The 26,456-nt window shown below is 72.8% G+C and carries 32 protein-coding genes and 1 pseudogene; 10 read left to right on the top strand and 23 right to left on the bottom strand.

The genetic code is table 11. The features are described from left to right. The first annotated feature begins 44 nt into the window (after positions 1-44). The 4 genes from BI06_RS23260 to BI06_RS23245 all read left to right on the top strand — a co-directional run bounded on the left by BI06_RS23260 (position 45) and on the right by BI06_RS23245 (position 2,804). Positions 45-1,169 (top strand): MerR family transcriptional regulator, encoded by a 1,125-nt coding sequence (locus BI06_RS23260; RefSeq protein ID WP_043471062.1) that lies wholly within the window; start codon positions 45-47, stop codon positions 1,167-1,169. Positions 1,170-1,305: 136 nt separating this feature from the next. Further along, positions 1,306-1,761, top strand: coding sequence for a helix-turn-helix domain-containing protein (locus BI06_RS23255; RefSeq protein WP_037779797.1), 456 nt, complete (start codon positions 1,306-1,308; stop codon positions 1,759-1,761). 20 nt (positions 1,762-1,781) lie between these two features. Continuing rightward, complete coding sequence (locus BI06_RS23250) at positions 1,782-2,312, top strand: hypothetical protein (RefSeq protein WP_037779798.1); 531 nt, start codon at positions 1,782-1,784, stop codon at positions 2,310-2,312. 138 nt (positions 2,313-2,450) lie between these two features. Then, entirely contained in the window at positions 2,451-2,804 is a 354-nt protein-coding gene (locus BI06_RS23245; RefSeq protein WP_030393714.1) for a DUF2516 family protein, read from the top strand. Between the two features lie 145 nt (positions 2,805-2,949). Here the strand turns inward: BI06_RS23245 and BI06_RS23240 are convergent, their stop codons facing one another. Continuing rightward, entirely contained in the window at positions 2,950-4,521 is a 1,572-nt protein-coding gene (locus BI06_RS23240; RefSeq protein ID WP_030393715.1) for a PP2C family protein-serine/threonine phosphatase, read from the bottom strand. Positions 4,522-4,759: 238 nt separating this feature from the next. Here BI06_RS23240 and BI06_RS23235 point away from each other — a divergent pair, with 238 nt between their 5' ends. After that, the gene (locus tag BI06_RS23235; RefSeq protein ID WP_037779831.1) at positions 4,760-5,311 is read left to right on the top strand and encodes an O-acetyl-ADP-ribose deacetylase; all 552 of its coding nucleotides are present in this window, start codon (positions 4,760-4,762) and stop codon (positions 5,309-5,311) included. Between the two features lie 180 nt (positions 5,312-5,491). Here the strand turns inward: BI06_RS23235 and BI06_RS23230 are convergent, their stop codons facing one another. Continuing rightward, positions 5,492-6,325, bottom strand: a complete 834-nt coding sequence (locus BI06_RS23230) for a methylase (protein WP_030393717.1) — start codon at positions 6,323-6,325, stop codon at positions 5,492-5,494. 381 nt (positions 6,326-6,706) lie between these two features. On the opposite strand from BI06_RS23230, the gene mshA reads away from it, so the two are divergent. Beyond that, positions 6,707-8,098, top strand: coding sequence for a D-inositol-3-phosphate glycosyltransferase (gene mshA, locus BI06_RS23225; protein WP_043471481.1), 1,392 nt, complete (start codon positions 6,707-6,709; stop codon positions 8,096-8,098). Positions 8,099-8,207: 109 nt separating this feature from the next. Further along, on the top strand, positions 8,208-8,747 hold the full coding sequence (locus BI06_RS23220) for a YbjN domain-containing protein (protein WP_051741638.1): 540 nt from the start codon (positions 8,208-8,210) through the stop codon (positions 8,745-8,747). A 46-nt stretch (positions 8,748-8,793) separates the two neighbouring features. Here the strand turns inward: BI06_RS23220 and BI06_RS23215 are convergent. Together BI06_RS23215 and BI06_RS23210 are read right to left on the bottom strand one after the other, a co-directional pair. After that, positions 8,794-9,996, bottom strand: a pseudogene (locus tag BI06_RS23215) (MDR family MFS transporter); the annotation flags it as partial. 411 nt (positions 9,997-10,407) lie between these two features. Next, the gene (locus BI06_RS23210) at positions 10,408-10,812 is read right to left on the bottom strand and encodes a hypothetical protein (protein WP_043471059.1); all 405 of its coding nucleotides are present in this window, start codon (positions 10,810-10,812) and stop codon (positions 10,408-10,410) included. Positions 10,813-10,965: 153 nt separating this feature from the next. Here BI06_RS23210 and BI06_RS23205 point away from each other — a divergent pair, with 153 nt between their 5' ends. Next, positions 10,966-11,220 carry a winged helix-turn-helix domain-containing protein gene (locus BI06_RS23205; protein WP_051741748.1) on the top strand — a complete coding sequence of 85 codons (255 nt, stop codon included), beginning with the start codon at positions 10,966-10,968 and terminating at the stop codon, positions 11,218-11,220. A 46-nt stretch (positions 11,221-11,266) separates the two neighbouring features. On the opposite strand, the gene BI06_RS23200 is transcribed toward BI06_RS23205, so the two are convergent. The 5 genes from BI06_RS23200 to BI06_RS23180 all read right to left on the bottom strand — a co-directional run bounded on the left by BI06_RS23200 (position 11,267) and on the right by BI06_RS23180 (position 14,301). Next, positions 11,267-12,139, bottom strand: coding sequence for a JmjC domain-containing protein (locus tag BI06_RS23200; protein WP_051741635.1), 873 nt, complete (start codon positions 12,137-12,139; stop codon positions 11,267-11,269). 14 nt (positions 12,140-12,153) lie between these two features. After that, on the bottom strand, positions 12,154-12,633 hold the full coding sequence (locus tag BI06_RS23195; protein WP_043471053.1) for a hypothetical protein: 480 nt from the start codon (positions 12,631-12,633) through the stop codon (positions 12,154-12,156). A gap of 86 nt (positions 12,634-12,719) precedes the next feature. Beyond that, positions 12,720-12,959 carry a DUF397 domain-containing protein gene (locus tag BI06_RS23190; protein ID WP_043471050.1) on the bottom strand — a complete coding sequence of 80 codons (240 nt, stop codon included), beginning with the start codon at positions 12,957-12,959 and terminating at the stop codon, positions 12,720-12,722. Positions 12,960-13,121: 162 nt separating this feature from the next. After that, complete coding sequence (locus BI06_RS23185) at positions 13,122-13,349, bottom strand: hypothetical protein (protein ID WP_043471047.1); 228 nt, start codon at positions 13,347-13,349, stop codon at positions 13,122-13,124. Between the two features lie 496 nt (positions 13,350-13,845). After that, on the bottom strand, positions 13,846-14,301 hold the full coding sequence (locus BI06_RS23180; RefSeq protein ID WP_043471043.1) for a hypothetical protein: 456 nt from the start codon (positions 14,299-14,301) through the stop codon (positions 13,846-13,848). Positions 14,302-14,425: 124 nt separating this feature from the next. On the opposite strand from BI06_RS23180, the gene BI06_RS23175 reads away from it, so the two are divergent. Then, positions 14,426-15,244: a helix-turn-helix transcriptional regulator gene (locus BI06_RS23175; RefSeq protein ID WP_043471040.1), complete on the top strand. Its 819-nt coding sequence runs from the start codon at positions 14,426-14,428 to the stop codon at positions 15,242-15,244. Then, positions 15,241-15,450 (top strand): DUF397 domain-containing protein, encoded by a 210-nt coding sequence (locus tag BI06_RS46625; protein ID WP_082558622.1) that lies wholly within the window; start codon positions 15,241-15,243, stop codon positions 15,448-15,450. The genes BI06_RS23175 and BI06_RS46625 overlap by 4 nt, the downstream gene beginning before the upstream one ends. A gap of 66 nt (positions 15,451-15,516) precedes the next feature. Here the strand turns inward: BI06_RS46625 and BI06_RS23170 are convergent, their stop codons facing one another. The 14 genes from BI06_RS23170 to BI06_RS23105 all read right to left on the bottom strand — a co-directional run bounded on the left by BI06_RS23170 (position 15,517) and on the right by BI06_RS23105 (position 26,456). Next, positions 15,517-15,846, bottom strand: coding sequence for a hypothetical protein (locus BI06_RS23170; RefSeq protein ID WP_043471037.1), 330 nt, complete (start codon positions 15,844-15,846; stop codon positions 15,517-15,519). Then, complete coding sequence (locus BI06_RS23165; RefSeq protein ID WP_043471033.1) at positions 15,843-16,073, bottom strand: hypothetical protein; 231 nt, start codon at positions 16,071-16,073, stop codon at positions 15,843-15,845. The genes BI06_RS23170 and BI06_RS23165 overlap by 4 nt, the downstream gene beginning before the upstream one ends. Positions 16,074-16,127: 54 nt before the next feature. Further along, on the bottom strand, positions 16,128-17,264 hold the full coding sequence (locus BI06_RS53735) for a peptidoglycan-binding protein (protein WP_233290258.1): 1,137 nt from the start codon (positions 17,262-17,264) through the stop codon (positions 16,128-16,130). A gap of 78 nt (positions 17,265-17,342) precedes the next feature. Next, on the bottom strand, positions 17,343-18,074 hold the full coding sequence (locus BI06_RS23155; protein ID WP_051741632.1) for a hypothetical protein: 732 nt from the start codon (positions 18,072-18,074) through the stop codon (positions 17,343-17,345). Between the two features lie 3 nt (positions 18,075-18,077). Next, complete coding sequence (locus BI06_RS23150) at positions 18,078-19,187, bottom strand: hypothetical protein (protein WP_043471030.1); 1,110 nt, start codon at positions 19,185-19,187, stop codon at positions 18,078-18,080. Between the two features lie 26 nt (positions 19,188-19,213). Beyond that, the gene (locus tag BI06_RS23145; RefSeq protein WP_149030448.1) at positions 19,214-20,356 is read right to left on the bottom strand and encodes a hypothetical protein; all 1,143 of its coding nucleotides are present in this window, start codon (positions 20,354-20,356) and stop codon (positions 19,214-19,216) included. 12 nt (positions 20,357-20,368) lie between these two features. Further along, on the bottom strand, positions 20,369-21,319 hold the full coding sequence (locus BI06_RS23140; RefSeq protein WP_043471027.1) for a phage tail family protein: 951 nt from the start codon (positions 21,317-21,319) through the stop codon (positions 20,369-20,371). A gap of 4 nt (positions 21,320-21,323) precedes the next feature. After that, positions 21,324-23,771 (bottom strand): phage tail tape measure protein, encoded by a 2,448-nt coding sequence (locus BI06_RS23135; RefSeq protein ID WP_043471024.1) that lies wholly within the window; start codon positions 23,769-23,771, stop codon positions 21,324-21,326. A gap of 231 nt (positions 23,772-24,002) precedes the next feature. Further along, positions 24,003-24,479, bottom strand: a complete 477-nt coding sequence (locus BI06_RS23130; protein ID WP_043471021.1) for a hypothetical protein — start codon at positions 24,477-24,479, stop codon at positions 24,003-24,005. Next, on the bottom strand, positions 24,476-24,970 hold the full coding sequence (locus BI06_RS23125; RefSeq protein ID WP_043471018.1) for a phage tail tube protein: 495 nt from the start codon (positions 24,968-24,970) through the stop codon (positions 24,476-24,478). Before BI06_RS23125 ends, BI06_RS23130 begins: the two co-directional genes overlap by 4 nt. A gap of 11 nt (positions 24,971-24,981) precedes the next feature. Further along, the gene (locus tag BI06_RS23120; RefSeq protein WP_043471015.1) at positions 24,982-25,401 is read right to left on the bottom strand and encodes a minor capsid protein; all 420 of its coding nucleotides are present in this window, start codon (positions 25,399-25,401) and stop codon (positions 24,982-24,984) included. Beyond that, on the bottom strand, positions 25,394-25,750 hold the full coding sequence (locus BI06_RS23115; RefSeq protein ID WP_043471013.1) for a minor capsid protein: 357 nt from the start codon (positions 25,748-25,750) through the stop codon (positions 25,394-25,396). Before BI06_RS23115 ends, BI06_RS23120 begins: the two co-directional genes overlap by 8 nt. Continuing rightward, the gene (locus tag BI06_RS23110; RefSeq protein WP_051741628.1) at positions 25,747-26,070 is read right to left on the bottom strand and encodes a hypothetical protein; all 324 of its coding nucleotides are present in this window, start codon (positions 26,068-26,070) and stop codon (positions 25,747-25,749) included. The genes BI06_RS23115 and BI06_RS23110 overlap by 4 nt, the downstream gene beginning before the upstream one ends. Then, positions 26,064-26,456, bottom strand: a complete 393-nt coding sequence (locus BI06_RS23105; protein WP_043471460.1) for a hypothetical protein — start codon at positions 26,454-26,456, stop codon at positions 26,064-26,066. Before BI06_RS23105 ends, BI06_RS23110 begins: the two co-directional genes overlap by 7 nt.

Raw genomic sequence — 26,456 nt, 5'->3', positions numbered from 1 at the left:
CCCCGCTTGACCCTCGACCCGGTCGAGGCCCCAGAGTCCCCGGCATGGAGAGCGACCTGCGCAGCATCGGCGAGCTGGCCCGCGACAGCGGTCTGAGCATCAGCGCCCTGCGTTTCTACGACGGCGCCGGGGTCCTCGCCCCCGCCCGCGTCGACCCGCGCACCGGCTACCGCTGGTACGCCCCCGGGCAGCTCGCCGACGCCCGGCTGCTTGCCCGGTTGCGCCGGGTGGGCCTGCCGCTGGCCGACATCCGGGCCGTGCTCGGCGCGGCGCCCGGCAGCGGTGCCGCCCAGCGCTTGATGGACGAGCACCTGCGCCGGCTGGAGCACGGCCTCGCCGACGCGCGCCGCGAACTCTCACTGATCCGCCGGTTGATCGACCAGAGGGAGAACCCCATGGCCACGCCCCCCGCCGAGTACCGCTTCACCGTCCCCGCCCGGGGGCTGGCCGAAGCCCTGGACGCGGTCCGCTTCGCCGTCGGCGGCGACCCCGAGCTGCCGGTGCTGTCCGGCGTGCTGTTCGACCTCGACGGCGGCCTGCTGCGGCTGGTCGCCACCGACCGCTACCGGATCGCCCTCGCCGAGGTGTCCGTGGAGTCCGCGGTGCCGGAGGAGGGTGCCGTGCCGGTCGCGCCTGCCGCCTCCGCCGTCGTGCCGGTCGCGCTGGCCGACGCCGTCCGCGCGCTGCTCGGCTCCGCCGCCGGGGTGGTGGAGCTGGCGCTCGGCGCCGGAACGGTGCACGTCACGGTGGGCGGCCACCGGATCGAGGGTGTCGCCCTCGACCACGACTATCCCGACTACCGGCCCCTGGTCCGGCTGGAGCCGGTCCACCGGATCGGCCTGCCCGCCGCCGAGCTGCGCGCGGCCCTCGTGTCCGCCGCGACCAGCAGTCTGCCGTCCGGACCGCACGGCGCGGCCTGCGAGGTCACCCTGCTGACCGTCGACGGCGAGGGCCGGTTCGCCGTCGCCGCACCGGGGGCCGACGCCGACCTGGCCGCCGGAGCCCTCCGGGTGGCGGTCAACCGCGACTTCCTGCTGGAGGCCCTCCCGGCCGACGCCCCCGGGCAGCTGGTCCTCGAACTCGGCGGCCCGATCACCCCCCTCGCCGTCCGCACCGCCGACCGCCCCGGCACCTTCTCCGTCCTGATGCCGGTCCGCCTCCCCGCCTGACCCGGCACCTCGCTGTGCCACGAGCCGGCGCCTCGCTGTGCCCCGACCCGGCCCGACGCGCTTCGCGTCGGGCCGGCCGTTTGCTGGTGCTAGCACTGTGCTTGCAATTGCAAGCGCGGTGGGGCAGGGTGTCCGCATGGCCTCACTGAACGTCGGCCCGCTGGGCGAGTACATCCGCGAGCAGCGGCGCAATGCGCAGTACTCGCTGCGGCAGCTGGCGGAGGCCGCCGGCGTGTCCAACCCCTACCTCAGCCAGATCGAGCGAGGGTTGCGCAAGCCGAGCGCGGAGATCCTGCAGCAGATCGCCAAGGCGCTGCGGATCTCGGCGGAGACGCTCTACGTCCAGGCCGGAATCCTGGAGGAACGGCGGGATGAGGGCCTGGAACTGCGGGCCTCGATCCTGGCCGATCCGCTGATCAACGAGCAGCAGAAGCAGGCGCTGCTCGCGGTCTACGACGCCTTCCTCAAGGAGAACGCCGCCGGACGGCCGTCCGGCGCCGACCCGGTGAAGGCTGCGGCGGAGGAGCCGGCGACGGACCAGGCCGGGGGCGTGGGCGGGAGCACGGACGAGCACCGGGGCGAGGCACCCTAAACATCACGGGAGGACCGGCCATGCCGATCACGGACGACATCAAGAAGACCCTGACCGACCCGACCCCGCTCTACGCCCTCGCCGGCGCCGGGGACCTCGCCTACGAGAAGCTGCGCGAGGTGCCGGGCCGGGTCGAGGCGCTCGCGGCCGACCGCAAGGGCACCCAGGAGAAGGCCACCGCCGCGCTGGCCGAGGCCCAGGCCCGGCTGGTCGACGCCCAGGCCAAGGTCAGCGGCTCGGTGAACGCCCTGCCGACCGACCTGAAGGCACTGCAGGAGAAGGCGCAGAGCTTCGCCCTGCAGCAGGTCGGCCGCGCCGTCGAGCTGGCGGTCAAGGCCAAGGAGACCTACGACGAGCTGGCCGAGCGCGGCAAGGTCGCGGTGGACCGGGGCCGTGGCGCCGACGCCGACGCCGCCGCTGCGGGCGAGGCCGTCGCCGAGCGGGTGGACGCGGAGTCCGCCGAGGCCGGAGAGCTGGTCGAGGGCGAGCTGGTCGAGGACGAAGCGCCCGTCGCCCCGAAGCGCGGCCGGTCCCGCAAGAGCGCCGAGTAGCTCCGCGCGGGCCGGGCCGCAGGCCCGGCACCCCGGGGCACGTCGGGTGCCGCCGGGCCGTTTGACCCCGTGGTGCACCGTGCGCCGTGCCAGGATGGGCGGGCAGGTGTGCCGCAGCGAGACGCAGAGGAGGCCGTGATGGGCGGAGTGGCCCAGATTCTGATCCTGGACTACTTGAACCCGTTCTGGTGGCTGGCCGTCGCCATCCTGGGCTACAAGCTGTTCGCGCTGGTCGACGCCGCCACCCGCCCGGAGGACGGGTACCGGGCGGCCGACAAGAAGACCAAGGGCTTCTGGCTGGCGATCCTCGGTGTCGCCTTCGGCCTGGACCTGCTCTTCGGCGCCAACTTCATGACCAGCTTCCTCACCCTGGGTGGCCTGGTCGCCGCGATCGTCTACGTGGTGGACGTCCGTCCGGCGATCCGCGCGCTCACCAACCGGGGCGGCGGCCGGGGCGACCAGCGCAACATGGGGCCGTACGGGCCCTGGTAGCCCTCCCGGCGCTCACAGTCAGGGGAACGGCCGAGCCCCGGTCGTCCGGCGGGTCCACCCGCCCGGACACCGGGGCTCCGTGCTGTCCGTCTCCGTGCTGTCCGTCTCCGTGCTGCCCGGCTTCCTGCTGCCCGGCTCCTGCTCGTCAGCCCAGGATCAGCTGCGCCGGGTTGCGCTCCAGCAGCAGCACCGCGACATCGTCCGTCAGCGCGCCGCCGTTCAGCTCCTCGACCTCGGCGATCGCGCTGTCGACCAGCCGCCCCCGGGTGAGCCCAGCGGACTGGTGGTCGCCGATCAGCTCGGCCAGGCCGTCCTGGCCGAGCCGGCGCGAACCGGCGCCGATCCGGCCCTCGATCAGTCCGTCCGTGTAGAGCAGCAGCCGCCAGCCGCGGCGCAGCTCGAAGGTGTGCGACGGCCAGACGGCCTGACCGTCGTCGCAGGGGAGCAGCCCGAGGGCGGGGCCGGCGTGCTCGGAGGGGAGCCCGATCGGGGTGTGGTCCTGGCCGAGCAGCAGCGGCGGGGGATGGCCGGCGAGGTAGAGCCGCGCTCGTTCGACGGCCCCGGGGGTGCCGGCGTCGGCCGGCTCGATGACCAGCATGCAGAGCGTCGCGAAGATCTCGTCGCTGCGCCGTTCGTGCTCCAGGACGTGCTGGAGGGTGGTCAGCAGGGTCTCGCCGGTGAGGCCGGCGAAGACCAGGGTGCGCCACGCTATCCGGAGCGCCACCCCGAGCGCGGCCTCGTCGGGGCCGTGGCCGCAGACGTCCCCGATCACCACGTGCACGGTGCCGTCGTCGGTGCGGACCGCGTCGTAGAAGTCGCCGCCGAGCAGGGCGCGGCGGCGGCCGGGCCGGTAGCGGCGGGTGAAGGAGAGGTTCGCGCCGTCGAGCAGCGGGGTGGGCAGCAGGTGGCGCTGGAGGCGGGCGTTCTCCTGGCCGCGCAGCTCGGCCTCGACGAGCCGGCGCTGCGACTCGTCGGCGCGCTTGCGTTCGACGGCGTACCGCAGGGCGCGGGCGAGCAGCGGGCCGTCCGTCTCGTTCTTGATCAGGAAGTCCTGGGCGCCGGCGGCCACGGCGGCCGCTCCGAGTTCGGCGCCGGCGGCGTCGGTGAGCACCACGACGGCGGTGTGCGGGGCCCGGCGGAGCAGCTCGTGCAGGCCCTCCAGACCGTCGGAGGAATCGGAGGGGTGTGGCAGGTCGGCGGGGGCGGCGAGGTCGAGCAGGACGCAGCTGAAGTCGCCGCCGCGGCCGGGGTCGCCGCCGCGCGAGCGGCTGCGGCGGGAGCCGGAGGAGGTGGGGGCGAGCAGCGCGAAGGCCTGGTCGAGGCCGCGGGTCCAGTGGATCTCGATCGGGGCGCCGCTGTCGGCCACCGCGGCCTTGAGCAGCTGGGCGTCGGTGGCGTCGTCCTCGATGACCAGCAGTTTGAGCGGGGCGGTGGCGGGAGGAGCGGCCGGTCCGGTGGTCGGCGCCTGGCCGGCGGCCTTCGACCGGGGGTGGGGTATCGGCGCGGTGGCCCTGGTGGGGCGGTCCGACCGACGGTCCGCCCGGCGTTCCGGTGGCCGGGCCGGGTGCTGCCCGGGCGCCGGGGCGCGGTCCGGCGCGCAGCCGTGGGCGGGCGCTGCGGGGGCGGACCGGTCCTGGGCGTGCCCGGGACGGGCGCCGCCCTGGGCGCCCGGCGAGCCCGTGGCACCAGGTGCCCGCCCGTCTCCCGTTGCGGGCATCGACTGATCCTCCCTTTCCCCGAGTGCGTAACGGCCGAGGTCCGTCCGCAGTGCCCGCTCGGCACCCTGCGTCGGGGAACTTCTCGCGACCATAACGTGATCTCCGGGGATTTCTCCGGTCGGCCGGTGCCGTTGTGGCTCGTGCCGTGCCGGTGGCAGTGTGACGGATGAGGCGGGGAGGCCGACGGTGGCCCGTGGAGCGGGCGCCGGGCCGGTTCGGGAGAGGGGCAGTGGCATGGTGACGCGCATCACCCTGGTCGAGGGTGACATCACGGCGCAGCAGGTGGACGTGGTGGTGAACGCCGCCAATTCCTCACTGTTGGGCGGTGGTGGGGTGGACGGTGCGATCCACCGCCGGGGCGGACCGCGGATTCTGGCGGAGTGCCGCGAGCTGCGGGCCTCACAGTACGGGCGGGGGCTGGCCACCGGGCGGGCGGTGGCGACCACGGCCGGTGACCTCCCGGCCCGCTGGGTGGTGCACACCGTGGGGCCGGTCCATCTGGCGGACGAGTACGAGGAGCGGGCGGAGCTGTTGGCCTCCTGCTACCGCGAGTCGCTCCGGGTGGCGGCGGAGCTGGGCGCGCGCACGGTGGCCTTCCCGGCGGTGTCGGCCGGGATCTTCGGGTGGCCGCCGGCGGATGCGGCCAGGATCGCGCTCGGGACCGTCGCGGCGGTGGTGGCGGAGCGCGACGACGGGCCGGAGGAGGTGCGGTTCGTGCTGTTCGGGGCGGAGATGTACGAGGTCTTCGCCGGCGTCGGACAGGAGCTGGGGCTGACGGGGCAGGAGTGAGGTACCGATCGGGTGCCCCCATGGTGGCGTGACGGGGCGTCAACACGCCAGAGATATTCGATAACTCGTTCGAGTGAATCCGTGGACTCGCTCGCGGGCGCCCGTGAGCCGCTGGTCGGGGGTGCGGGGCCGGGAGGGGCGCCGGCGGCCACGGTGCCAGGCCGGCCACCGCCAGGGTGGCTACGGCGCCAGGGCCGTCCAGGGCAGGGTGACCTCGCCCTGCCGCCACCGGCCGCGCGCGTCCACCAGCGGCCAGGCCCCGGCCAGCGCGGTGCAGGCGGCCACCCAGCGCTGCCGGGCCCCGAACGCCCCGTAGGGCGCGGCCGCGGCCCAGGCGCGGTCGAAGTCACGGAGGAACGCGTGCACCGGCCGGCCCGGCACGTTGTGGTGGATCAGCGCCTTCGGCAGCCGTTCGGCCAGGTCGGACGGCCGGTCGAGGCCGCCCAGCCGGGCCGCGAAGGTGACCGTCCTGGGCCCCTCCGGGCCGAGCGCCACCCAGACGTGCCGGCGGCCGATCTCGTCGCAGGTGCCCTCGACCAGCAGCCCGTCCGGCGCCAGCCGGGCGCACAGCCGCTCCCAGACCGAGGCCACCTGGGACTCGTCGTACTGGCGCAGCACATTGGCGGCCCGGATCAGCTGGGCCGACCCGCCGCCGTCCAGCGGGACCTCGAAGCCGCCGCGCCGGAAGGTCAGCAGCGGCGGCACCGCGTAGGGCAGCGCCGCGGCGACCCGGGCCGGTTCGATCTCGATCCCGACCACCCGGACGTCCGGCCGTACCGTCCGCAGCCGCCCGGACAGCTCGACCGCCGTCCACGGGGCGGCGCCGTAGCCGAGGTCGACGGCGGTCGGCGGGCGGTCGGCGGACCGCAGCGCGGGTCCGAGCGTGTGGGCGATCCAGCGGTCCATCCGCCGCAGCCGGTTGGTGTTGGTGGTGCCGCGGGTCACGGTGCCCACCGGCCGCCGGGCCGGTCCGCGGGCGGGCGCGGTCGCGGAATCGAAGGAGGAGGCGGCCATGTCCCTCAGGGTACGGGCCCGGCCGGGACCGGACGGCGGGCCCGTCCCGGGGCGGGCCCCGGGCGCCCCGGGAAAGGCCCCGCGGCACCCCGCGACCGGGCCCGGACCGGGCACGCGGGCACCGGCGCCCGGCCACGCGGGCGCCACGCGGGCCATCTCGTCCGGCGACCCGGGAATGCGGGTCACCGATCGCGTGGTTGGCAGACTGGTGGTGATGTGTGCCCGGACGGGGCGGCAGGCCGACGCGCGCCCCGGCGGGCGTCCCGGCCGGGCGGCGCGGGCGGCGGCGCACACACCCGACCAGCAGGAAACAGGCAGCAGGAACAGGCAGCAGGCAAGGGCTGCGAGGCGGGCAGCACACGAGGAGGCTTCAGCCAGGTGATCCAGCACCCCGTCCGTTCGGTACGCCGTGCCCAGCCGGCCACGCCCGCGCGCGGGCGGCTCCAGTCGCTCGTCCAGGCCGGCCGGCGCCGCCCGCGCCGGATAGCCATGCTCAGTGTCCACACCTCCCCGCTGCACCAGCCGGGCACGGGCGACGCGGGCGGCATGAACGTCTACATCGTGGAGCTGGCCAAGCGCCTGGCCGCGCTCAACATCGAGGTCGAGGTCTTCACCCGGTCGATCTGCTCGGACGACGAGCCCACCGTGGAGCTGGCCCCGGGCGTGCTGGTGCGGCACGTCACGGCCGGTCCGTACGAGGGCCTGGTCAAGGAGGACCTGCCGGCCCAGCTGTGCGCATTCACCCACGGTGTGCTGCGCACCGAGGCCGGCCACCGGCCCGGGCACTACGACCTGGTCCACTCGCACTACTGGCTCTCCGGCCAGGTCGGCTGGCTGGCCGCCCAGCGCTGGGGCGTCCCGCTGGTGCACACCATGCACACCATGGCGAAGGTGAAGAACGCGGCGCTGGCCGAGGGCGACACCCCCGAGCCGACGGCCCGGGTGATCGGCGAGACCCAGGTGGTGGAGGCGGCCGACCGGCTGATCGCCAACACCACCGAGGAGGCCGCCGAGCTGGCCCGCTTCTACGCGGCCCGCCCCGAGCAGCTGGCCGTGGTCCACCCGGGGGTCAACCTGGACGTATTCCGCCCCGGCGGGGCGGGCGCCCCGGGCACGGCGGAGGCCCGCCGTGCCGCCCGGGCCCGGCTGGGACTGCCCGCCGACGCGGCGGTGCTGCTCTTCGCCGGCCGGATCCAGCCGCTGAAGGCCCCGGACGTGCTGCTGCGCGCGGTCGCGGTGCTGCTGGAGCGGCGTCCGGAGCTGCGCGAGCGGCTGGTGGTGCCGGTGGTCGGCGGTCCGTCCGGCACCGGGATGGCCCGTCCGGAGAGCCTGCACAAGCTGGCCGCCCAGCTGGGTATCGGCGACGTGGTGCGCTTCCACCCGCCGGTCGGCCAGGCGATGCTCGCCGAGTGGTACCGGGCCGCGACCGCGCTGGTGATGCCCTCCTACAGCGAGTCCTTCGGCCTGGTCGCGCTGGAGGCGCAGGCCTGCGGCACACCGGTGGTCGCGGCCGCGGTGGGCGGCCTGCCGGTCGCCGTCCGGGACGGCGTGACGGGCACCCTGGTGCACGGCCACGACCCGGCGGACTGGTCGCGGGCGCTGGAGCCGTACGTCGTCGATCCGGAGCTGGTGGGCCGGCGGGGCGCCGCGGCGGCGCGGCACGCGGCCGGCTTCGGCTGGGACACCGCGGCCGCGACCACCGCCGAGGTGTACGCCGGCACCCTGGCCCGCCCGGCCGGCCGGCTGACCGGGGCCCGTCGGCTGCTCGCCTGAGCGGAGCAGTGGCGCCGGTCGCGGGCGGCGACCGGCGGGCCGCCCGCCGCCGGACCCGGCCCGACCCGCGCTGCTGCGCGCGGCCGTACTCCCGAGTAACGTCAGCCCCATGGCATTCCGCACCAAGGACGAGGCCCTGACCCTCCTGCGCACCGCCCTGGACGGGGCGGGGGTGGCCTGGGAGCCGGCCGCTGCCGACCCGTACACCCTGGTGGCGACCCTCCCGGGCACCCGGAAGCTGAGCACCACGTGTGCGCTGCGGATCGGTGACCACACCCTCTCCGTCAACGCCTTCGTGGTCCGGCGCCCGGACGAGAACCACGAGGCCGTCTACCGCTGGCTGCTGGAGCGCAACACCCGCATGTACGGCGTGGCGTACGCGGTCGACCGGCTCGGGGACGTCTACCTCGCGGGCCGGCTGCCGCTGGAGGCGCTGACCCCGGACACCGTGGACCGGCTGCTGGGCACGGTGCTGGAGAGCGCCGACGAGCCGTTCAACACCCTGCTGGAGCTGGGTTTCGCCACCGCGATCCGGCGGGAGTGGGAGTGGCGCACCAAGCGCGGGGAGTCGACCCGCAACCTGGCGGCCTTCGCCCACCTGGCCGGTCCGGTCCCGGACCCCGCGGCGGCGGCGCCCGCCGCCGAGTAGCGGGCCGACGACGGCCGGGCCGGAGAGTCGGCCCGGCCGTGCGGGCTCAGCCGCCCGTCGCGGCCCGCTCCGGCTCGGCGGTCTCCGCCGGGACCACCCGCACCGTTCCCGGTCCCGTCCCCACCGTTCCCTTTCCCGTCCCCACCACGTCCGACTTCGCCAGTGCCGCCCCCGGCCGCCGGCCGAGCAGGACGTAGCCGCCCGCGGCGACCGTGCCGAGCACCGCGCACGCCCCCCACATCACCCCGCTGCCGGCCCGCTCCAGCAGCACCCCGCCGGCGGCCGGCCCGAGGAACGAGGCGAGCGACCAGGAGAGCGAGTACACGCCCTGGTAGCGCCCCCGCGCCTCGGCCGGCGACAGCTCGGCGACCAGGCCCATCATGGTCGGCGCGTTCAGGATCTCGCCGAGCGTCCAGACCGCGACGGTGAAGGCGTAGAACCAGGCCGAGGAGCCGGCCAGCGCGGTCAGCCCGAAGCCCCAGCCGATGAACAGCGCGCTGGCGACGAGCAGCGCCGTCCGGTCCCGGCCCTCCATCCACCGGGTGACCGGGATCTGGAGCACCACGATGAGCAGGCCGTTGAGGCCGATCACCAGGCCGTACTGGGTGGCGGTGATGCCGGACCGGCCCATGTCCACGGCCAGCGTGGTGGAGCCCTGCTGGGCGACCAGGGCGAGCAGCAGGTTGAGCACCACCACCGCCATGAAGCGGGCGTCCCGGAAGACCGCGGCCAGGCCGATCGTCGGCCGCGCCTTCGGGCCGTCCGCGGTCACGGCGGGCGTGTCGGGCCTGGTCTCGGGGATGCGGACGAAGATGACCACCGCGCAGACCACCGTGGACAGCGCGTCCAGCAGGAAGAGCGTGAGGTAGCCGTGGGTGGCGATCAGGCCGGCCGCCGCCGCGGAGAGGCCGAAGCCGATGTTGATCGCCCAGTAGTTCAGTGCGAAGGCGCGGACCCGGTCCTCGGCGGGCACGATGTCCGCGATGATCGCCGAGGTGGCGGGCCGGGTCGCGTTGTTGCAGAAGCCGACCAGGAAGGCGACCACCGCGATGGCCACCTGGCCGTCGGTGAAGCCGAGCACCGCGGTGAACAGCGCGGTACCGAGCTGCGCGGCGACCAGCGTCGGCCGCCGTCCGATCCGGTCGCTCAGCACCCCGGCGACGAGCGAGGCGACCGCCGAGCCCAGGCCGAACAGCGAGGCGACCAGCCCCGCGTAGGAGGCCGAGTAGCCCCGCTCGGTGGTCAAGTAGAGTGCGAGGAAGGTGACTCTTGCTTAGCCCTGATCATAGTCATGGCGGGTGGCTGTCCGCAGGTAGTTAGGTTGATAGCCGCGCTACGGTCTACCTGACGTGGTGAAGCAGCCCGGGGCACCTTGGGAACGCGGAAGCCCCCTCCCCGGGTCGGGAGGGGGCTTCACGGTGCATCTACCGGGCGGGGCGGGTACCGGGGCGGTGGAGGGGTACCGCCCAACAGTCCAGCGCGCGGTACCGGGTCACGCCATCAGTCCACGGGCTCGGGTCGTTGGGTACTCGGGGAGCGTGCCACACGCCGTGACGCTGATGGTTGATGATCTGCCACCCGTTCGCCCTGCACTTCAGCAGGCCGCGTGTGTTGCCCTGCCGGGTGCCGTCTGAGAGGTCTTTGATGAACCCGCGTGCCATCACGCCACCGCCCCAGCGAGGGTGTGCGCGCCCGGGTAGGTGTACCCGGGGTCGGGGTAGCCCGCGGCCGCCGCAGCAGCTGCGGCTCGTCGGACTTCCAGCTGGCTGGCTTCGTACGCCGCTTGGATCTCGTCGAGCTCGCGGCGCCACGCGTCGCGATCGACGTACGGGCGGACCAGGGTTCCCCCGATCGGTTCCTCGCGCTGCAGGTGGTGCGCTGGCGATTCACGGCGCAGACCTGCAGCGGGCAAGTGGGTCGCTTCGGGGGTCGGAGGTGGGGTGATCAATGCGAGTGCAGTCTCGCGAAGGGCTGTGCGGTGTTGGGGGCGGCGGGCCCGCTGGCCAGTGCCGGGGGCGAGCAGGGTTCGAACGCGGCTGAGCAGCCAGCCGATAATCTGATGCATGTCTTAGCTCCACGAAGCTAGGGCCGGACCCCCGGGCGGTGCCAGCCGATCGGGGGTCTTTCTGTTTCGACGGTAGTAGCCACTTGTCTAGCTTGTCTAGGTGGTCTGCTTGTCTAAGTGGTCGGGCAATTGAGTGTTGTCTACGCTCGGCGTATGGCTGAGAGTCCGGATGCCCCGTACAGGTCGACCGCCCCATACATGCGGATCGTTGAGGAGTTGACCGCGGAAATTCGGACGGGCACGTACGCGCCGGGCGACTCCATTCCGTCGGAGCACCAGTTGTGTGCGCGGTTCGGCGTGGCACGCGAGACGGCACGGCGGGCGGTGGCGACGCTGCGTGAGCGTGGGCTCATTGAGACCGAGTGGGGCCGTGGGTCGCGCGTGGTCGCGCCGCCGGCCGGAGACTGAAAGGCCCCGCCCGGACGAACCGGGCGGGGCCGCAGGCCGGGCGCCGTCAGGTCAGTAGCGGGCTGACGGTGCCGGCCGCGTGGCCCATGTCGGCTTGGGCGAGATGCGTGACCAGTTGATCGCGGACGTCCTGCAGGGTCCCGGGAAGGGCTGCGTCCTGCAGGGAGGCGGGGGCGAGCCCAGCGCGGAAGCCGGCGTTGGGCAACAGTGTCTCGACCAGCGCCCGCGCAAGATCCAGACGGGTCCGCTCCCGGAGGGCGAAGGTCAGGTGAAAGCTGGTGTCATCGCCGACGGCGTGCGGCTTGTGCACCCACCCGCGGGGCAGCACGAGTGTGTCGCCCGGATTGAGCGTGTACTCGGCGGCCGGGCCAGTGGTGTCCCAGCGCTGCTGCATCTCCGGCGTCCACATGTCCGGTGAGGTGAGGTGCCTCGCGGTAGGCAGCTCGACCTCGGGGCGCCAGATGGGCCAGACCTTGCGTCCGTGCAACTGTGCGACAACCGCGGTGAACTGGTCCCAATGGTGGTTGAGTCCTTGGCTCCCCGGCGGCGAGATGATCGCGGAGACGTACAGGGAGTAGCGGGTCTCAGCCTGAATGGCCCGGCAGAGCTCCGCGAGGTACGGCACGGTGCGCTGAATCTCGCGCAGGTGGATCGTGTGCCCGTCGTCGAAGAGAGCGCGGATCTTGCCGGGGGTCATCTCCCCGTCCTGGGAGAACCGTCCGGGGTGAACGGCACGTCCGTCCTTCACCGCGGCGGTGTACGAGGGAGTCAGCAGACCGTGATCGATGTGGGTCGTCATCAGTTCGAGGGTGACCCGGTGATCGAGCTCGGACCCCTTGCGGTGGTACAACGTGGGGCCGGTGGGGCATTCGGCGAGCAGTGACTCGGCGTCCTGCCCGAGCAGCTCTGAGAGGGACATCGAACAGTCTCCTTTCACAGTCCGAGTGGGCATGCAATTTCGGGGAGGTGGCGGTTCGGGCAGGCGATGATCGCGAAGTTGATCATCCGTTCGCCGGGGATGTAGTAGCACCAGACGACGTCCACGCCGTTGGTGATGTCCGTGCGAGCCTGCTGGGTCTTGATGTCGAGACCGGCGTCGACCGCCCGTTTGTCCCGCCGCTGCTCGGGTGGGGTCGACTGGTAGGTCGTGACGAGCCAGTTCACCGCCGGATCGACTTCCTTCCACGTCCGATCGGCGAGGTCGGCGGGCCGGCGCAGCAGGTAGTGCCCCGTCTGGGTGGGCGGGATGGTTCTGCGCTCAAAGGGCGTGAAGGCGAGCGGGTCGGGTGTCTTCTTCTGCGACTTGAGCCACTCGGTGTCGATCGGGGCCGGTCGGCGCAGGTGTTCTGTGTGGTACTGGGTGTTCGTGCCGATCCAGGGGCCGTACCCGTGCCAGTGGCCAGTGAAGTTCACGGGTTATCCTCCAATGAGGAGGTGCCTGCCCCAAGTTGAGTTTGGGGCAGGCACCTCCGTGTTCATGGGTGCGTCAGCCTAGGACGTCAGGCCGCGAGACCCCGGTCGGCGACCCACCTGCAGGCGAACGCGTCGAGCTCGGCGGCGGAGAACCGCAGCTCGCGGCCGGCTCCCTCCTCCTTGCTGTCACGGATGGCGAACCCATCCGCGGCGCCCGGGATCGCGGCGAGCGAGACGCAGGTCTCGCTCTCGCTCTCCAGGTTGCCGCCGCACTGCCGCACGAACAGGCCGGAAGTGACCTCCGGCAGCGTGTAGAGGTCGGACATTGTTCCTCCAATGGGCTTGGTGCACAGGACCGTTCGGCCGGTTGGCCGAACGCGTGGCGGCGCGACTGGCAGCACCGCCGCCCGCCCGCACTGCCGCTTGTGCGGCACCTGCAGACGGAGCCATGGGGGCGGGGTGTCCCGCCGTTGCCTGGCCGCGCGCTCCTACGGGGCGGCGCGCCTGGCCGCGTTGTGTCGCTTCCAGCGCAGTTGCTGCGACTCGGACCGGCCTCGTATGTGAACGCCCCAGAGCTGCATGCGCGGGCGCAGCCAGTCGTCGGAGCGGCCGACCTCCCGGGCGAGAGCGTCCATGGTGGCGCCTTCCCGGTAGCGCCTAATCAGCTCCTCGCGTTCGGCGCGCGTCGGCTCACGCTGGCGAGGGATCGGCTTCATCCGAGATTCCGTGGGGAGTGCTGTCATGGGGATGGTCCATATGAGTAGGCGGACGGTACGAGCGCCCCCTCGCCACGGTCGTCCAAGCCGTCCAGGACTTGTCACCGTGGCGAGGGGGGTGGTGCACCCCGCCGGCCGCGCAGGAGGCCGGAGGTTGGTCCCGCCCCGCACGTTGCTTGTCACGCGACGAGTGGGGCGGGTGATCGAGGGGTGTCCCTGCCGGCCGGGCTCCCGACGTTGGCCGGCAGGGACTTCGCGCTCCACGGAGGAACCATGACGAGACTCCGGAGCGCGTTCCAGCGCGGCGCCACCTTGGGGCGTGCGCTGGAGCTCTGCCGCCCGCTGTGGGAAGCGGGCGGCTGCCGCAGACGCCAGGCAGCGACGTGTGCGGAGTCCGGCGCGGGGCTGGGCGCCGGGGAGGCTGCCCGTGCCGGACGGTGCCACCACCGGCTTGGGGGCCGGTGCCGACGGGCCCGCCGCGTGACGACCCACAAGGTCACGCGGCGGAAGCCGGGGGCGGGAGATCGGAGCGGTCGAGCGTTCGGGTGCCCTCGACGTTGGGCTGCTCCACCATGTCGACGAGCGGACGGGGCGCCTCTGCCCGCGTGCGGTTGGGAGGGCGCTCGATGAACCGGACATCGGTCTCCCACTCGCATCCGCCCGCCTCCGGACGCAGGTGAACCGTGCGCCCAGCTCGCTCCATCACCACCCCGAGGCGACCGGTCAGCACGTCGTACACGAGCGCGCCGCGCGGCGCGTCGTAGGGGTTGGCGAGAGGCTTGTGCGCGCTTTGGGTCGGGTCGCCGTTCGAGAACATCGGAGCCAGCGCGGAGAGGTCGGGGATCGGTGCTCCGCTGCTGCACTGGCCGCAGGTGCACGGCCTCATGTGTCGGTCCTCCACCACCGGCGGGTGCCCGAAGGTGTCCGACCCAAAAGTCTGATGATCCGTCATGAATGCGTCTCCGTTGGTGCTGTAGCGCTCCGTACGTCCTCGCTGTGTTCTAAGGATCGTCACTTGCCGCTACGCTCACCAGGAGTCGAGCTATAACACCCGGAGAGTTATAGGAGCTGGTCGCGTGACCGTCGAGACTGACGCGCCGGACCCAACTTCGTCGCTGCTGGCCTTTCTTGGTTCGGAGATCCTTCGGCTTCGGACGGAACGCGGCTGGTCTCAGGGCACGCTCGCCCGGGAGGCGCACACCACGCAGGCCATGATCAGCTATCTGGAGTCGGCCAAGCGCGTGCCCACTGAGGATCTCGTTCGGGATCTCGATGTGGTGTTCGCGACGGGCGGCCACCTTGGCAGGCTGCTGCCGTTGGTGCTGCGCTACGCCTACCCGTCATGGTTCCTGCCGTACGTCCAGTTGGAACACGACTCCAAGTCCATGCGAGTGTTCGAGAGCCAGATTGTTCCGGGGCTGCTGCAAACGGAAGGGTATGCGCGCGCGATGCTCACAGCCGTACGGCCGGACAACCTTGACGACCTGGTGGCGGCTCGGATGTCTCGGCAGGCGCTGTTCGAGCGGGAGGTGCCCCCGCATGCCTGGTTCGTGGTCGACGAGCAGGCACTGCTGCGGACCATAGGCGGAGCGCAGATCATGATCGAGCAGTTGGAACGTCTCCTCGATGCGGGCCAGCAGCCGCGGACGGTCATTCAGGTGGTACCGGCCAGCGTCGTTGCTCACCCTGGACTCGCCGGCCCGTTCACGGTTATGTCCTTCGATGAACAGCCCGATGTCCTCTACGTTGACGGCTTCTCGCAAGGGCGTTTGGCGCTCGAATCTATCGAGGTTGTCGAGGCGGGGCGCGCCTATGATCTGCTCAGGGCGGTTGCCCTGTCGCCAGAGGCGTCGGCCGAGCTGATCGGCGCGCGAGTGGAGGAACTGAAGAGATGAACAGGGCGAGTGACCTTGATGTGACGTGGAGGAAGAGCCGTCACAGCACGAACGGCGGGAACTGCGTCGAGGTGGGCGACGGCCTGCCGGGTGCCGTGCCTGTGCGCGACTCTAAGGACCCGCACGGACCTGCCTTGACCTTCCCGGCCAGTGCCTGGCATTCCTTCGTCGCCGCCGTTCGGGCGGGAGATTTCGGCCCCCTCTGATCCCTGCCCCAACGACGAAAGCGCCCCCCGTACCGGCCGTGGCCGGTGCAGGGGGCGCAGTGCTGTCTACGGGGGGTCGAGGTGGACAGTGCGGCGGTCGACGCGGTCGACGGCATCGCGCAGGCTCGCCCCGGAGTTGGGGTGCAGCTCGTGCTCGACGGCGACGAGCTTGTGCTCGATCTTGTCGAGCCTGGCCATGACGCCGGGCCGGCCGGGGACACCGGGGCGGTCGTCGGTGCCGGTCCAGTCGTCGACGACGTCCTCGACGCGCTGCGCCAGGCGGCGGGCGCCGCGGGTGGCGCGCCAGAGCAGGCCGAGCGCGGCGGACAGGGTGACCACCGCGCCGGCCCAGAGCAGGACGTCGTCGAGCCGGCCGGCGCCGGTGGCGGTGCTCACTCGGTGCCGTCCCCCTTCGGCGGGGTGCGCAGCCACGCGGGCAGCAGCTGCTCGACGACGTCGAGAGCCATCACGCGGGTGACGGCTCCGGCCACGGTGAGCGCGACAGCGACGCCGGGCAGGGTCTCGGGGATGCCGGCGGTGGAGACGAGCAGGGGGAGCGCGGCGAGCAGGCCGAGCAGGCTCTGCAGGCCGGTGCGGATGGTGCGGCGGGTGGCCTCGGTCATGGGGGTGTCTCCCGTGTGTGGGGTGCCCGGGGCCGGCCGGCCCCGGGCGGATGGTCAGCGGACGGTGAAGCCGTGGCGCTCGCCGAGCTCGGCGAGCGAGCTGCGGCCGGGGATGCCGTCGGCGTCCGCGCCGCGGTATCCGAGCTGCTGCTGCCACCGGGCGTAGGCCGCGCGGGTGCGCGATCCGAACGAGCCGTCGCCGGTCCACTGGCCGTCGAGCAGGCCCTCGGCGGCGAGGGCGGCCTCGACGGGCCGGACGGCGTCGGGGTGGGTGGTGCCGCCCTGCGGGAGGCCGGGGTCACGGCGGGCGGCGGCGGCCACCTGGTCGAGGTCGACGACCGCCTGCTCGCCGGGCAGTGCGCCGCCGAGCAGGCGCCGCAGCGACTGCTCGCCCGGCACCCCGTCGGCATCGCTCCCCGTGTAGCCGAGCGCGGCCTGCCACTCGGCGTAGTTCAGGGTGTCGGCGTCCCGCCAGTCCTCGTCCGGGCCGACGGCGTAGTGCCGGCCGTACCCGGCGGCCACCAGCGCTTTGCCGACCTGCCGCACGTGCGGGCCGTGCGCGCCGAACCCGTACTCCAGGCCGCCGACGGTCACCCGGTAGCGGGCGGGCCCGGCCGGCTGCGGATCGGGCGTCGGCTGCGCCGGCGTCGGGTCCGGGACGGTGCCGGTCGCCCGGGCCACGATCGCGGGGAACACCCGCTCGTGCCACTGCTGCACCCGGGCGTCGCCGGGGCACGCGGTGCCGGAGGTGGACCACGACGGGTGGAGCCGGTGGTAGCCGTAGCCGGGGTCGTCCGGGGTGCGGCAGATCCGCAGCGGGATGCCGTGTTCGTGGTGGAGCCAGACGCCGAGCGCGACGAGCTGCTCGATCTGCTGCTCGGTCCACGGGTCGCTGTGCTGGTCGTTGCTCTCCGTCTCGATCGAGACGGCGCCGGTCCCGTCCGGCCGGCGGTTGGCGGCCGCGTTGGCGTCCGCGCGCGTGCCGGTGCCGATGAACTGGCCGAGCTCGCCACCGTAGCCGAGCCCGAAGTGCGATTCGAGGTTCGTCGAGTCGCGCCAGTACTCGAAGATCCGGCGCGGTCCCCACTCGGCCGCGATCGAGTGCGCGATGAACTGCGTTGGTGTGATGGCCGGTTGGGCGTCGCTCTCGGGCTGCAGCTCGATCCGCTCGGCGCCGGGGTACCAGGACATGAGGGGTCTCCAGACATGGAAAAGCCCCGGGGCCGACAGGCCACGGGGCGAACGTTCGTGAGGTGTTGGTGAGTTGGGCTAGCGGGTCTGCGTGCCGATGACACCGACGGGGCAGGCGTAGACGGTGCCGGCGCCGCCGGTGCGCCATGCCTTGATCTGCACCGTGGAGATGTCGCCGTACCTGCCGGGGCACAGCTTCGGGCCGTCGCTGAAATGGAACCAGTCGCCGCCGCCGATCGCGCGCTGCTCGCCCCACGGTTCGCCGTTGACGTAGACCTGCGCGACGCCGGTGGTGCCGAAGTCCGCGGCCGCGTAGCCGGCCACCGTCAGCATCGGGTGGTAACGGACGTGCGCGGCGGTCCACATGTTGTCGGGCCCGTCGGACTGCGTCTTGGCGTAACGATCGAGGTCCCCGTCGGGGTACATCGGGCTGTGCAGGTAGGGGACGGCGAGCCCACCGTTCACCCGGTCCTCGGTGAAAATCGTGTTCCCGCGGGAGTCGTAGATGTCGAGGCCCTGCGGCTGCGTGCCACCGGAGAACAGGGCAAGGGCGTTGGAGCCGTCTTCGCGCTTGATCACGACGCCGTACTGCGCAGAGCCGTCCGGCCGGTCGATGGTGAGTCGCCCGATGAACACAATGGGCGTGCCGTCGCCGTCCCGAACAGTCAGCGTCCCGCCCTCGGCGATCACGACGGGGCCGTGCTGGATCTGATCCATGGCGGGTCGCGTCTGCGCGCGGCCGGAGAGCTCACGCACTTGGCGTTCGAGGGCGCGGATGCGGTCGAGAAGATCCTGCGGGATCGCGGCCAACGGCTATGCCTCCAAAAGGAGTTTGGCGGATTCTGGGCGCCCGCGCTCGGGTGGTGTGACGGTGATCCCGATGATCCGGTGGCGGGCGGTCATGCCCTCGGGCCACCACAGATCGGTGACCTTGACGCGCGCGGTCGCGCCGAGCAGGGCAGGGCTGATCTGTGCGTCCAGTCGCACCGTGATCTCGGGGACGGTCCGCGGGTCGAGGTGGGCGGCGGCGTCCGCACGGGCGTGCGCGTCGAGCGTCTCCTGCTGCTCAACGGTGCTGTAGTCCGCGGAACCGTCGAGCCGCGGCCACCCCGCCGCGATGTCCGCCTCGCCGGTGACGAGCGGGGACAGCAACGGCACCGACTCGGCCGTCTGGTTGCGGTTCGTGCTCGCGCCGCGCGCCTGCCAGACGTTGGCCTTGCTGGTGGCATCGACGGGCCACGTGTACGACAGGATCGGGCCCGGGCGGGTGAGCACCACCTCGGTCGAGCCGGCCCGGATCACCGGGTGGCCGAGCTGCAACTGCTTGACCCGCCGGCCGCTGTCGGGGTCGCGGGTCGAGGCGATCCGCCACTCGAACCCCCGCTCGACCCGTGAGAGCTGCTCGATCAGATCCCGGACGAACGGCTGGTCGTACCGCGAGTAGGTGCGGTCCCGCGCGACGCCCGACACCGCGGTGTCGACCTCGATCCCGATGTCACCTCCGGGCTGCGCCGCGGTGTAGGAGATGAGGGTGCGCACGATGTCGAACTGATCGACCCCGTCGGCCTGCAGGGTGTCGTAGAGCATCCGGTGCGCGAGGTAGCTGTCCCAGGTGGCGGCCTGCAGGGCGAGGGAGAGCTCGCCGCGTTCGTCGCTGGCCAGGCTGCTGGTCCACAGGATGCCGCCCCACCAGATCGCGCCGGCCCGCTCGACCCACAGAGCGGTGCGCCCGGGGACGAGCGCGGCGCGGGCGCGGGCGGCGAGTTCGGCGGTGACCAGGTGGACGGTCGCTCGCAGAGATCCGGTCTTGCCGAGGAACTCGTCGAAGCTGACGCCCCACAGCGGCAGGACGTCGAGCAGTTGGTCGCTGCGCAGGTCGCAGATCAGCACGCGGTACGGGGTGAAGGGCAGCAGCGCGACCACCCCCCGGGGTGCCGGGGCCGGTGGGCCTAGGCGGTCTCGTAGGTGATCTGTATGCGCATCGAGGCTCCGGCAATGGCCCACCGGTACCCGAGGGTGCCCGGGGTCATCCACGACCCGTCGGGGGCCGTCGCGAGTACCTGCGCGGAGTCCTCGCCCGCGTCCAGCGTCGGCAGCAGCTCGCGCCAGTAGGACTGTGCGTCGTGATGGCGCCCCGTGCCCTGCCAGCCGTGAGGCGCCCCGACGTCCGCGGCCGCCGTCGGGAGCGACACCCGGATGTACCCGGCGCCGAGCGAGCTGCCGGTACCCCAGCTCAGCCACGCGACGGCCTCGACGTGTCGCCCGATCCGGCAGTAACGACCGCCGGCCGTCGCCTCTCCGTAGATCTCAAGGCCCGTCCAAGCCGGGGCGTACGGCACCCAACTGCCCATCGGCACCCACCCGAGCCCGGACCAGCGTTCGAGGCCGGTGCTCCCGTCGCGCCACTGGCCGGTGTAGCTGCCGAACCCGGTCACGGACTGCGGCACGATGCCGCCGACCGCGGCCGGGTACGCCACCCACTTGGTTCCGGACCACCGTTCAACCCGGGTGCCGGTGTCGCGCACCTGCCCGACGTAGGAACCGGGGTCGGTGCTGGCGTCGGGCCGGATGCCGCCGGCGGCGACCGTGTAGGTGCGCAGGTCGACCAGGGCGGTGGCCCAGGGGATGCCGCCGGTACCGGCGGACGCGGCGACCGGCACCCGTACCGACCACAGGGGGAGCGAGCAGGCGGGAAGCGGCGCAGGCTTCGGGTCGGCGGCCGCGGTGCCCTTCAGGATCTCGACCGCGGCCAACGCCTTGCCGCTCTGGTCGTAGAGCCCGTCGTAGACGTGCAGCACGACCAGGTCTATCCGGTCCCACTGCGTGTGACCGGGCGCAAAGGTGAGCGGCTCGGGCAGGGTGAGCGTCAGCGGGTAGGCGCCCTGAAGGGCGGTGCCCTGCACCACGGCCCGGCCGGCGCCGAGCTGCGCCTGCATGGGGGCCGTCGAGGTGAGCGAGAAGGGGGTACCGCCGGGGATCACTCCGGGGGCGGTGGTGGTCGCCCCGGTGGGCGTCATGGTGCCGACGGGGGACAGGCGGGTGTCGGTGCGGGTCTGCCCGGTGGGCGGGAGCCACGCGGCGCGCACGGGCACGCTGGTACCTCCTTACCAGTAGGCGTGACGCCAGCGCAGGTCGGCGCGGGCGGCGGGGTTCGGAACGCTGTCGGGGGCGCCGGCGAACGCGAAGTCGCTCGTGCCGGGCGCGACGGCGAGCAGCTGCTCGGGGGCCGAGCGGTCCGTGACGGTGTGGAGCCGTGAGGAACCGGACAGGGTGACCGTGCCCCCCGCCCCGTCGACGACGAGCTGCTCGCCCGGGCCGAGCGTGATGTCGTACTCCCACCGCCGGCCGGTGCGCAGGTCGACGAGCGAAGGCTGCTCGACCGGCCCGGTGAACACCAGCACAGCAGGCGTGGGGGCCCGGCCGGCGTTGGTGGCGGTGATGATGCCGGTGGACCCGCCGGACCCGAAGGTGAGCCCGTCCTCGGTCGCCGGTGCGCCGCCGGGCGGGGTGGCGAGGTGCCAGTCGAGGCCGCGCTCGGCGGCCGCGTCGAGGTGCCAGTCGAGGCCCTGCTCGTCGACGGGCAGGCCGGTGTCGGCATGCTGCTCCGTGAGGCTGTAGCGGCGGGGGTCGGTCGCCTCGAACTGCAGCGAACAGCCGGTGATGGTGCCGACCCGGTACCCGCGGCCGGTCGGCACCGACCACCGCAGACACCGCGCCCACACCAGCAGCGGCCCGCGCTCGTCGAGGTGCACCACGAGCGGCAGCTCGTCGTCGAGCGACACCGCGCCCGCCTCGAACTGCCCGACCACCGCCCCGATCCGGGCGGCCGGCGCCCGGATCACGATCCCGTCGACCGTGATCGTGCGCGGCTGCGCCCACAGGGCACCGGGGTAGGCGCCGTGACCGGCCGGCCGGTTGGTGGTGCCGGAGTCCCACGCGGGGGAGTCGGACCACCCGGTGAGCGTGCGCCATCGGTAGGGGGTGCCGGGGCCGAGCAGTAGCTGCTCGCCGAACTGGATGTGCCCCGGCAGGGTGACGCGGTCGCCCGTGGCCACAGCCTCACCCCCTCACCTTGAGTTCCCAGCCGAGTGCCGCCGCGAGCTGCTCCGGCGACTGCCCGCCGGCGTGGAACTGGTCGATGTGCAGCAGCGGACCGCCGCCGGACTGTCCGATGGCGGCCGGCCCGTAGCCGGAGGCCGGGGACGGCGCGGCGACCGCGGCGAGTGGCGAGCGGGCGGCCGCGGTGAGCGCGGGAGTGTCCGGCACCTCGACCAGGTCCCGCATCGCGGCGGCGAGCTCGGGCTGCGCGCCCTCGATCCCCGACACGATGCCGGCGGGAATCCACCGGCCGACCTGCCGGGCCATGACCCGGGACGGCGAATGGATGCCCAGAGCCTTGGCGATCGGGCCCGGAATCAGATCCTTGGCCCAGCCCATCAGGGTGTCTTTCAACCATCCGCCCATGGACTGGATGCCGGACCACAGGCCGCGCACGATGTCGCGCCCCTTGTCGACCAGCAGCGAGCCCAGATTCCCGAGCGAGTCGGCGATCCGGCCGGGCAGTGCCTTGATGTCCGAGACGAGCCCGGACGCCTTTTCGGAAACGCCCGAACGGATCGAATCCCAATGCTTGATCAGCAGCCCGACGAGAGTCCAGTTCAAGAAGAACTCGACGATGCGCCCGGGGATGCCGCGGACGAAATCCACGGTCGCATTCCAGCCGTTGACGGCGCCCGACTTGATCGAATCCCAATGCTTGATCAGGAGCCCGACGAGAGTCCAGTTCAAGAAGACATCGACGATCCAGCCGGCCGCCGACTTCACAAAGTTGAGGGCCCACTGCCACGCTGCGGATGTTGCGGAGCGGACGGTGTCCCAGTTGCTGACCACCAGGGCGACCAGACCGACCACCGCCGCGATGATCCACCCGACCGGGCCGAGCGCGATCACCCACGCGGCCGCCATGCGCGCGGCCTGCAGCAGGCTCTGCGTGCCCATGAGCACCCACGCTCCGACCACCCGGACGCCGGCCGCAACGGCGGCGACTCCCTGCGCCACCCACCCCGCGATCATCTCGGCGTTGGTGACCAGGTACGTGGCGCCGGTGCGCACCGCGGCCGCGGACTGCGCCGCCCAACCGGCCACTGTTGTAGCGGTGGTGGTCACGGCCTGTACCGCAAGCGCGATGAGCGTGGGCAGCAGGACGGCCGTGACGATGCCGGCCGCGATGCTGAATGCGAGGCTGTGCTCGCCGACGAACTTGCGGGCGGTGTCGTACTTGCTGCCGAGCGTGCCGACCCAGTCGGCGGCCGCCATGAGGGCGGGCACGACCTTGGCACCGAGCACGTCGACGGCGCCCTGTTGCAGGCCGCGCGTGAACGCGGTCCAGCGGGTCGAGGCGTTGTCCCGCATGGTGTCGCCCGCCTTGGCCGCGGCGCCGTCGACCGCGCCGAGACCTGCGACCGCGCTCGACGGATCGAGCGAAAAGAGAGCCTTGGAAAGGTCTTCGGCCTGCGTTCCCAGCAGCGCGAAAGACAGCTTGGACCGCTCGGACGGATCCTTGACCTGCCGCAGCCGATCCATGAGCTGATCAAGCGCGGCATTCGCCGACGGTCCGCCCTTGTTGAACGCGGCAGCCATCTTGTCCGCATTCAATCCGATGGCCTTCAGGCCGTCGGCAGCTGACCCGTCCTTGACCCTGATATTCAGTTCCTTGAACGCGTCGGCGACGAGATCGGCGTCGCGCGCTCCCGCTTCCAAGCCCTGATGGATAAGGCCCATGGCCTGCTTTCCATCAATGCCCAGATCCCGAAACTGGACCGGATATTCGTTGAACGTGTCGAGCAGATCTTCGGCTTTATTTGCGCCGAGCTGAGTTCCCCTTACGAGAATGTCGAAAGCCTCGTCGGCGTCCTTGGCCATCCCCGTTTTGAGCATCTGCCCAACGGATTTGGAGACCGGGCCGACTTCCTCGCCGAGAATGTCGGCGACCTGCTGCGCGCGGCCGCCGACCTTCTGCAGCTGCTCGGCCGTCGCGTCGGCCGGGACGAGTCCTTGCTGCCAAAGGTTCTTGAGAGCCTCGTTGGCGGTCTCGACCGACTCGGTGTAGCCACCGGAGTACAACTTGCCTGCAGCCTTGCCGAGTTGGGCAGCCTGCTCGGGGCTCGCGCCGAGCTGCGCGGTGAGCAGGCTCGTCCCCTTCTGCTGGCCGACGGCCTCGGACAGGCCGGTGACCACCGCGGCGCCGATCGCGCCGCCGATCAGGGCGCCCTTGACGGCGCCGAGTGCGCTCGTGATGCCGGAGCCGGCGCGCTCGGCTCCGCGCTCGGACTCCTCGGCGAGCTGCTCGCCGAGCTCGCGCCCGGCTGCTTGTCCGGCCCGGCCCGCCTCGTCCTCGACGACCTGCGCGGTACGGCGGATGCCCTGCTCGGTGCGGCGCAGGCCCTGTTCGGCGCCGCTGTCGTCGACGGTGATGGTGGCGAGCAGCTCGCCGACGGTGAGCGCCAACTCGGCTCACCCCCTCGGCGGTCTACCCTCCGGCGGGCAGTCCGGTGATCGCTGCGATCTCCGCGGCCGACGAGACGGTGCGCGGGGTGCGCGCCCACAGCTCACGGAAACGGGAGTCTTCGCCGACACCGCCGAGCAGGACCACGAACCGCCGCTCACTGAGCGCGGCGATCTCGGCGGCGGTGAGGTGGTAGGTGCGGGTGAGGTCCGCCTCGACGGCGGCCCAGTGCGTCAGGACCGCCGACCAGAGTCCGCCCGCCGGCGCGTCTTCGCCCGGCGGGTCGCCCGGTTCGGCGCCGCCGGTGCCGGGGCTTTTCCCACGGTCGCGTTCTGCCGGTCGTAGAGCTCGGCGGCGCGCTGCATGGTGACGCTGCCGGGCCGGCGCACGGTCGCGGCCGCATAGATGAGGACGATGCCGAGCTGCCTGTCGGTCATGCCCTGCTCGGCCCAGTGGTCGAGGGCATTCTCGCCGACCAGGGTCCGCAGCATCGTCCGGACGTCGTCCGGGTCCTCGGACGCCTGCAGCCGCTCCATCTGCAGCGTGAACATCAACGGCAGCGCGTCCGGCAAGGTGTACGTCCGGCCGTAGAGCTGGAACGTTTCTGCAGGCGCGTCGGCGGTCTGCTCGGCGAAGAACGCATCGAAGTCCGCGAACCCCCCGTCGCCGGGCGGGTCCTGGTGGTCGAGGTCGAGCTCGTCGTCGGTCACGAGCCACCCCCGGCCGGCGGCGGGGTCACCGCGGCGGTCGACGGCTTGCCGCACCGGGTGATCGTCGCGGACCACGACGTCTTCTCGGTGGTGCCGCCGCCCTGCTCGCCCGGGCTGACCGTGGCGTCCCAGACGACCCACTTGGTCTGGGACTTGTGTCGCCAGCGCACGGGGTTGTGAGACTCGGCGCCGAGACGGGGCACCCACGCCTCGTCGACGTACGCCTGCCCGGGGTCGCGAACACCCACCTTGTCCGCGGCGTACTTGGACTCAAGGGAGATGGACGCGCCACGCTGCATGACGTCCTGCGAGTAGTGGCCGTCGTCATCGAACGTCGTGATGTCCTCCGTCTCTTCGTTCTCGCCGGGCGAGTGGGAGAAGCTCGTCAGCATGCCGACGCGCAGCCATGTCTCGGAACTGGCCGTCACGTCCTGCACCTCGAACAGCCAGCCGCGGGCGTCGATCGGGCGGGGGGTTCCGGGGGTCGCCATGGGGTCACCTCCTAGGTAGGTCGGGGGGTCGTCGCCTCGATGTCAAGGCGGAAGTTGATGGTGTGCTCGTGCCGGCCGGCGGCATCGACGCCGAGCGGGGCGGGGGTCTGCTGCGCGATGCACAGCACGAGCCAGAGACCGCCCGGGAGGTCGACACCGGCGAGCCCGTGCAGCGCGCCGTAGATCGCTTCGGCGCGGGCACGGGACACCCGGGGGTCGGCGGTGCCGCGCACGCGCACCTGCAGCGACCGCTCGTCCCAGCCGTTGAGCGGGTCGGGGGTGCCGGCGCCGTAGAGGGAGAGCTGCACTGCGCGGTCGGGCGCCGGGGGCAGCAGCTCTATGAAGGTGTCGCCGCGGACGCCGGTGGGGTCGTAGGCGAGCAGGCCGGTGGCCTGCAGGTAGCGGGCGAGGGAGTCGAGGACGTCAGCCACGAAGCGCCCGCCGGACCGCGGCCGCGATGATCTGCTCGACCGCCGCGGCTTCCGCGGCGGCCGGGCGTTCGAGGTATTTCGCCGTCCGGCCCTGGTCGTGGCGGGCGTTGAGATCCTCGTGCACGCGGGCCGCGTAGGGGGTGTCGTAGGAGACGGCGGCGACGAGCTGCTGCTCGTCAACGCTGGCGACGCCGGAGCGGGCGAGGGTGCCCTCTTCGATCGGCACCACCTCGCGGGAGACCTGCAGCACGTGCTCGGCGGCGGCGAGCAGGCCGCGCGCCGCGGCCGCACGTTCGGCCCGCAGGGTGGCGTCGCCGGTCCACTCGATCCGGGAGCGGGGTCGGCTCATTCGCAGGTCACCTCCTTGTGCGCGGGCACGGGTAGGCCCGGCGCGTCGACGGTCGAGACGGTGATCGGCACGGTTGTGCGGCCGGTCGGCAGGGTGATCCGGGAGCCGGCCGGCACGGCGGTGTCGAGGTCGAGCACGACCTGCGCCGAGCTGACGACCTGCCGGCCGTCCGGGGCGCGCACGAGTCGCACCGTCTCGGACACCAGGGCGGGCACGTCGTCGAGCGGCGGGCCGTAGACGGGCCCGTACGCGGAATCCCCGACGTACGGCTCGACGGTGATCCGGTGGCGCAGAAGCCACCGGGGTACGCGGGTCACCATGGGGCGCCCACCCCGTGACCGGTGAGTCCGGCTTGCTGCAGGGCACGCCGTGTCCGGGGCGCGAGATCGAGTGCGCCGGCCGGGGCCGTGCTGCTCGCCGAGAGGCTGATCGAGCCGGCGCTCACGGACGACCAGCGCGCGGCCGCGCCGGTCCCGTCCTCTCCCGCGGCGAGCTGGTACTCGACCTGAGCGCACGCGGCATCGGCCAGCGCCCCCGCGTGCGCGGGGTGAGCGGGGGCGCCGGTGGAGTCGACGGGGTAGCAGGCGGTGAGCAGCGCGGCGTCGACGTCCTCGGATGCGCGGGCGAGCAGCCGCTCGGCGTCCGCCGGCGCGGGCCGGCCCAGCCATGTGGCGAGCTGCTCGGGGGTGGCGTAGGTGGGAGCCAC

Origin of the sequence: Kitasatospora sp. MBT66, assembly GCF_000710405.2 — a bacterium.
Lineage (GTDB): Bacteria > Actinomycetota > Actinomycetes > Streptomycetales > Streptomycetaceae > Kitasatospora > Kitasatospora purpeofusca.
This window is presented reverse-complemented; position numbering and strand designations above follow the sequence as displayed.

Bases quoted from the DNA above. Each gene is read 5' to 3' on its own strand.
- BI06_RS23210 (WP_043471059.1), bottom strand. From the start codon at position 10,812: ATGCATCAGATTATCGGCTGGCTGCTCAGCCGCGTTCGAACCCTGCTC.
- BI06_RS23255 (WP_037779797.1), top strand. From the start codon at position 1,306: ATGGCCTCACTGAACGTCGGCCCGCTGGGCGAGTACATCCGCGAGCAG.
- BI06_RS23165 (WP_043471033.1), bottom strand. From the start codon at position 16,073: ATGACCGAGGCCACCCGCCGCACCATCCGCACCGGCCTGCAGAGCCTG.
- BI06_RS23190 (WP_043471050.1), bottom strand. From the start codon at position 12,959: ATGTCCGACCTCTACACGCTGCCGGAGGTCACTTCCGGCCTGTTCGTG.
- BI06_RS23125 (WP_043471018.1), bottom strand. From the start codon at position 24,970: ATGGCGACCCCCGGAACCCCCCGCCCGATCGACGCCCGCGGCTGGCTG.
- BI06_RS23200 (WP_051741635.1), bottom strand. From the start codon at position 12,139: ATGTCCCTCTCAGAGCTGCTCGGGCAGGACGCCGAGTCACTGCTCGCC.
- BI06_RS23110 (WP_051741628.1), bottom strand. From the start codon at position 26,070: ATGGTGACCCGCGTACCCCGGTGGCTTCTGCGCCACCGGATCACCGTC.
- BI06_RS23245 (WP_030393714.1), top strand. From the start codon at position 2,451: ATGGGCGGAGTGGCCCAGATTCTGATCCTGGACTACTTGAACCCGTTC.
- BI06_RS23180 (WP_043471043.1), bottom strand. From the start codon at position 14,301: ATGACGGATCATCAGACTTTTGGGTCGGACACCTTCGGGCACCCGCCG.
- BI06_RS46625 (WP_082558622.1), top strand. From the start codon at position 15,241: ATGAACAGGGCGAGTGACCTTGATGTGACGTGGAGGAAGAGCCGTCAC.
- BI06_RS23185 (WP_043471047.1), bottom strand. From the start codon at position 13,349: ATGAAGCCGATCCCTCGCCAGCGTGAGCCGACGCGCGCCGAACGCGAG.
- BI06_RS23230 (WP_030393717.1), bottom strand. From the start codon at position 6,325: ATGGCCGCCTCCTCCTTCGATTCCGCGACCGCGCCCGCCCGCGGACCG.
- BI06_RS23240 (WP_030393715.1), bottom strand. From the start codon at position 4,521: ATGCCCGCAACGGGAGACGGGCGGGCACCTGGTGCCACGGGCTCGCCG.
- BI06_RS23115 (WP_043471013.1), bottom strand. From the start codon at position 25,750: ATGAGCCGACCCCGCTCCCGGATCGAGTGGACCGGCGACGCCACCCTG.
- BI06_RS23205 (WP_051741748.1), top strand. From the start codon at position 10,966: ATGGCTGAGAGTCCGGATGCCCCGTACAGGTCGACCGCCCCATACATG.
- BI06_RS23220 (WP_051741638.1), top strand. From the start codon at position 8,208: ATGGCATTCCGCACCAAGGACGAGGCCCTGACCCTCCTGCGCACCGCC.
- BI06_RS23260 (WP_043471062.1), top strand. From the start codon at position 45: ATGGAGAGCGACCTGCGCAGCATCGGCGAGCTGGCCCGCGACAGCGGT.
- BI06_RS53735 (WP_233290258.1), bottom strand. From the start codon at position 17,264: ATGTCCTGGTACCCCGGCGCCGAGCGGATCGAGCTGCAGCCCGAGAGC.
- BI06_RS23250 (WP_037779798.1), top strand. From the start codon at position 1,782: ATGCCGATCACGGACGACATCAAGAAGACCCTGACCGACCCGACCCCG.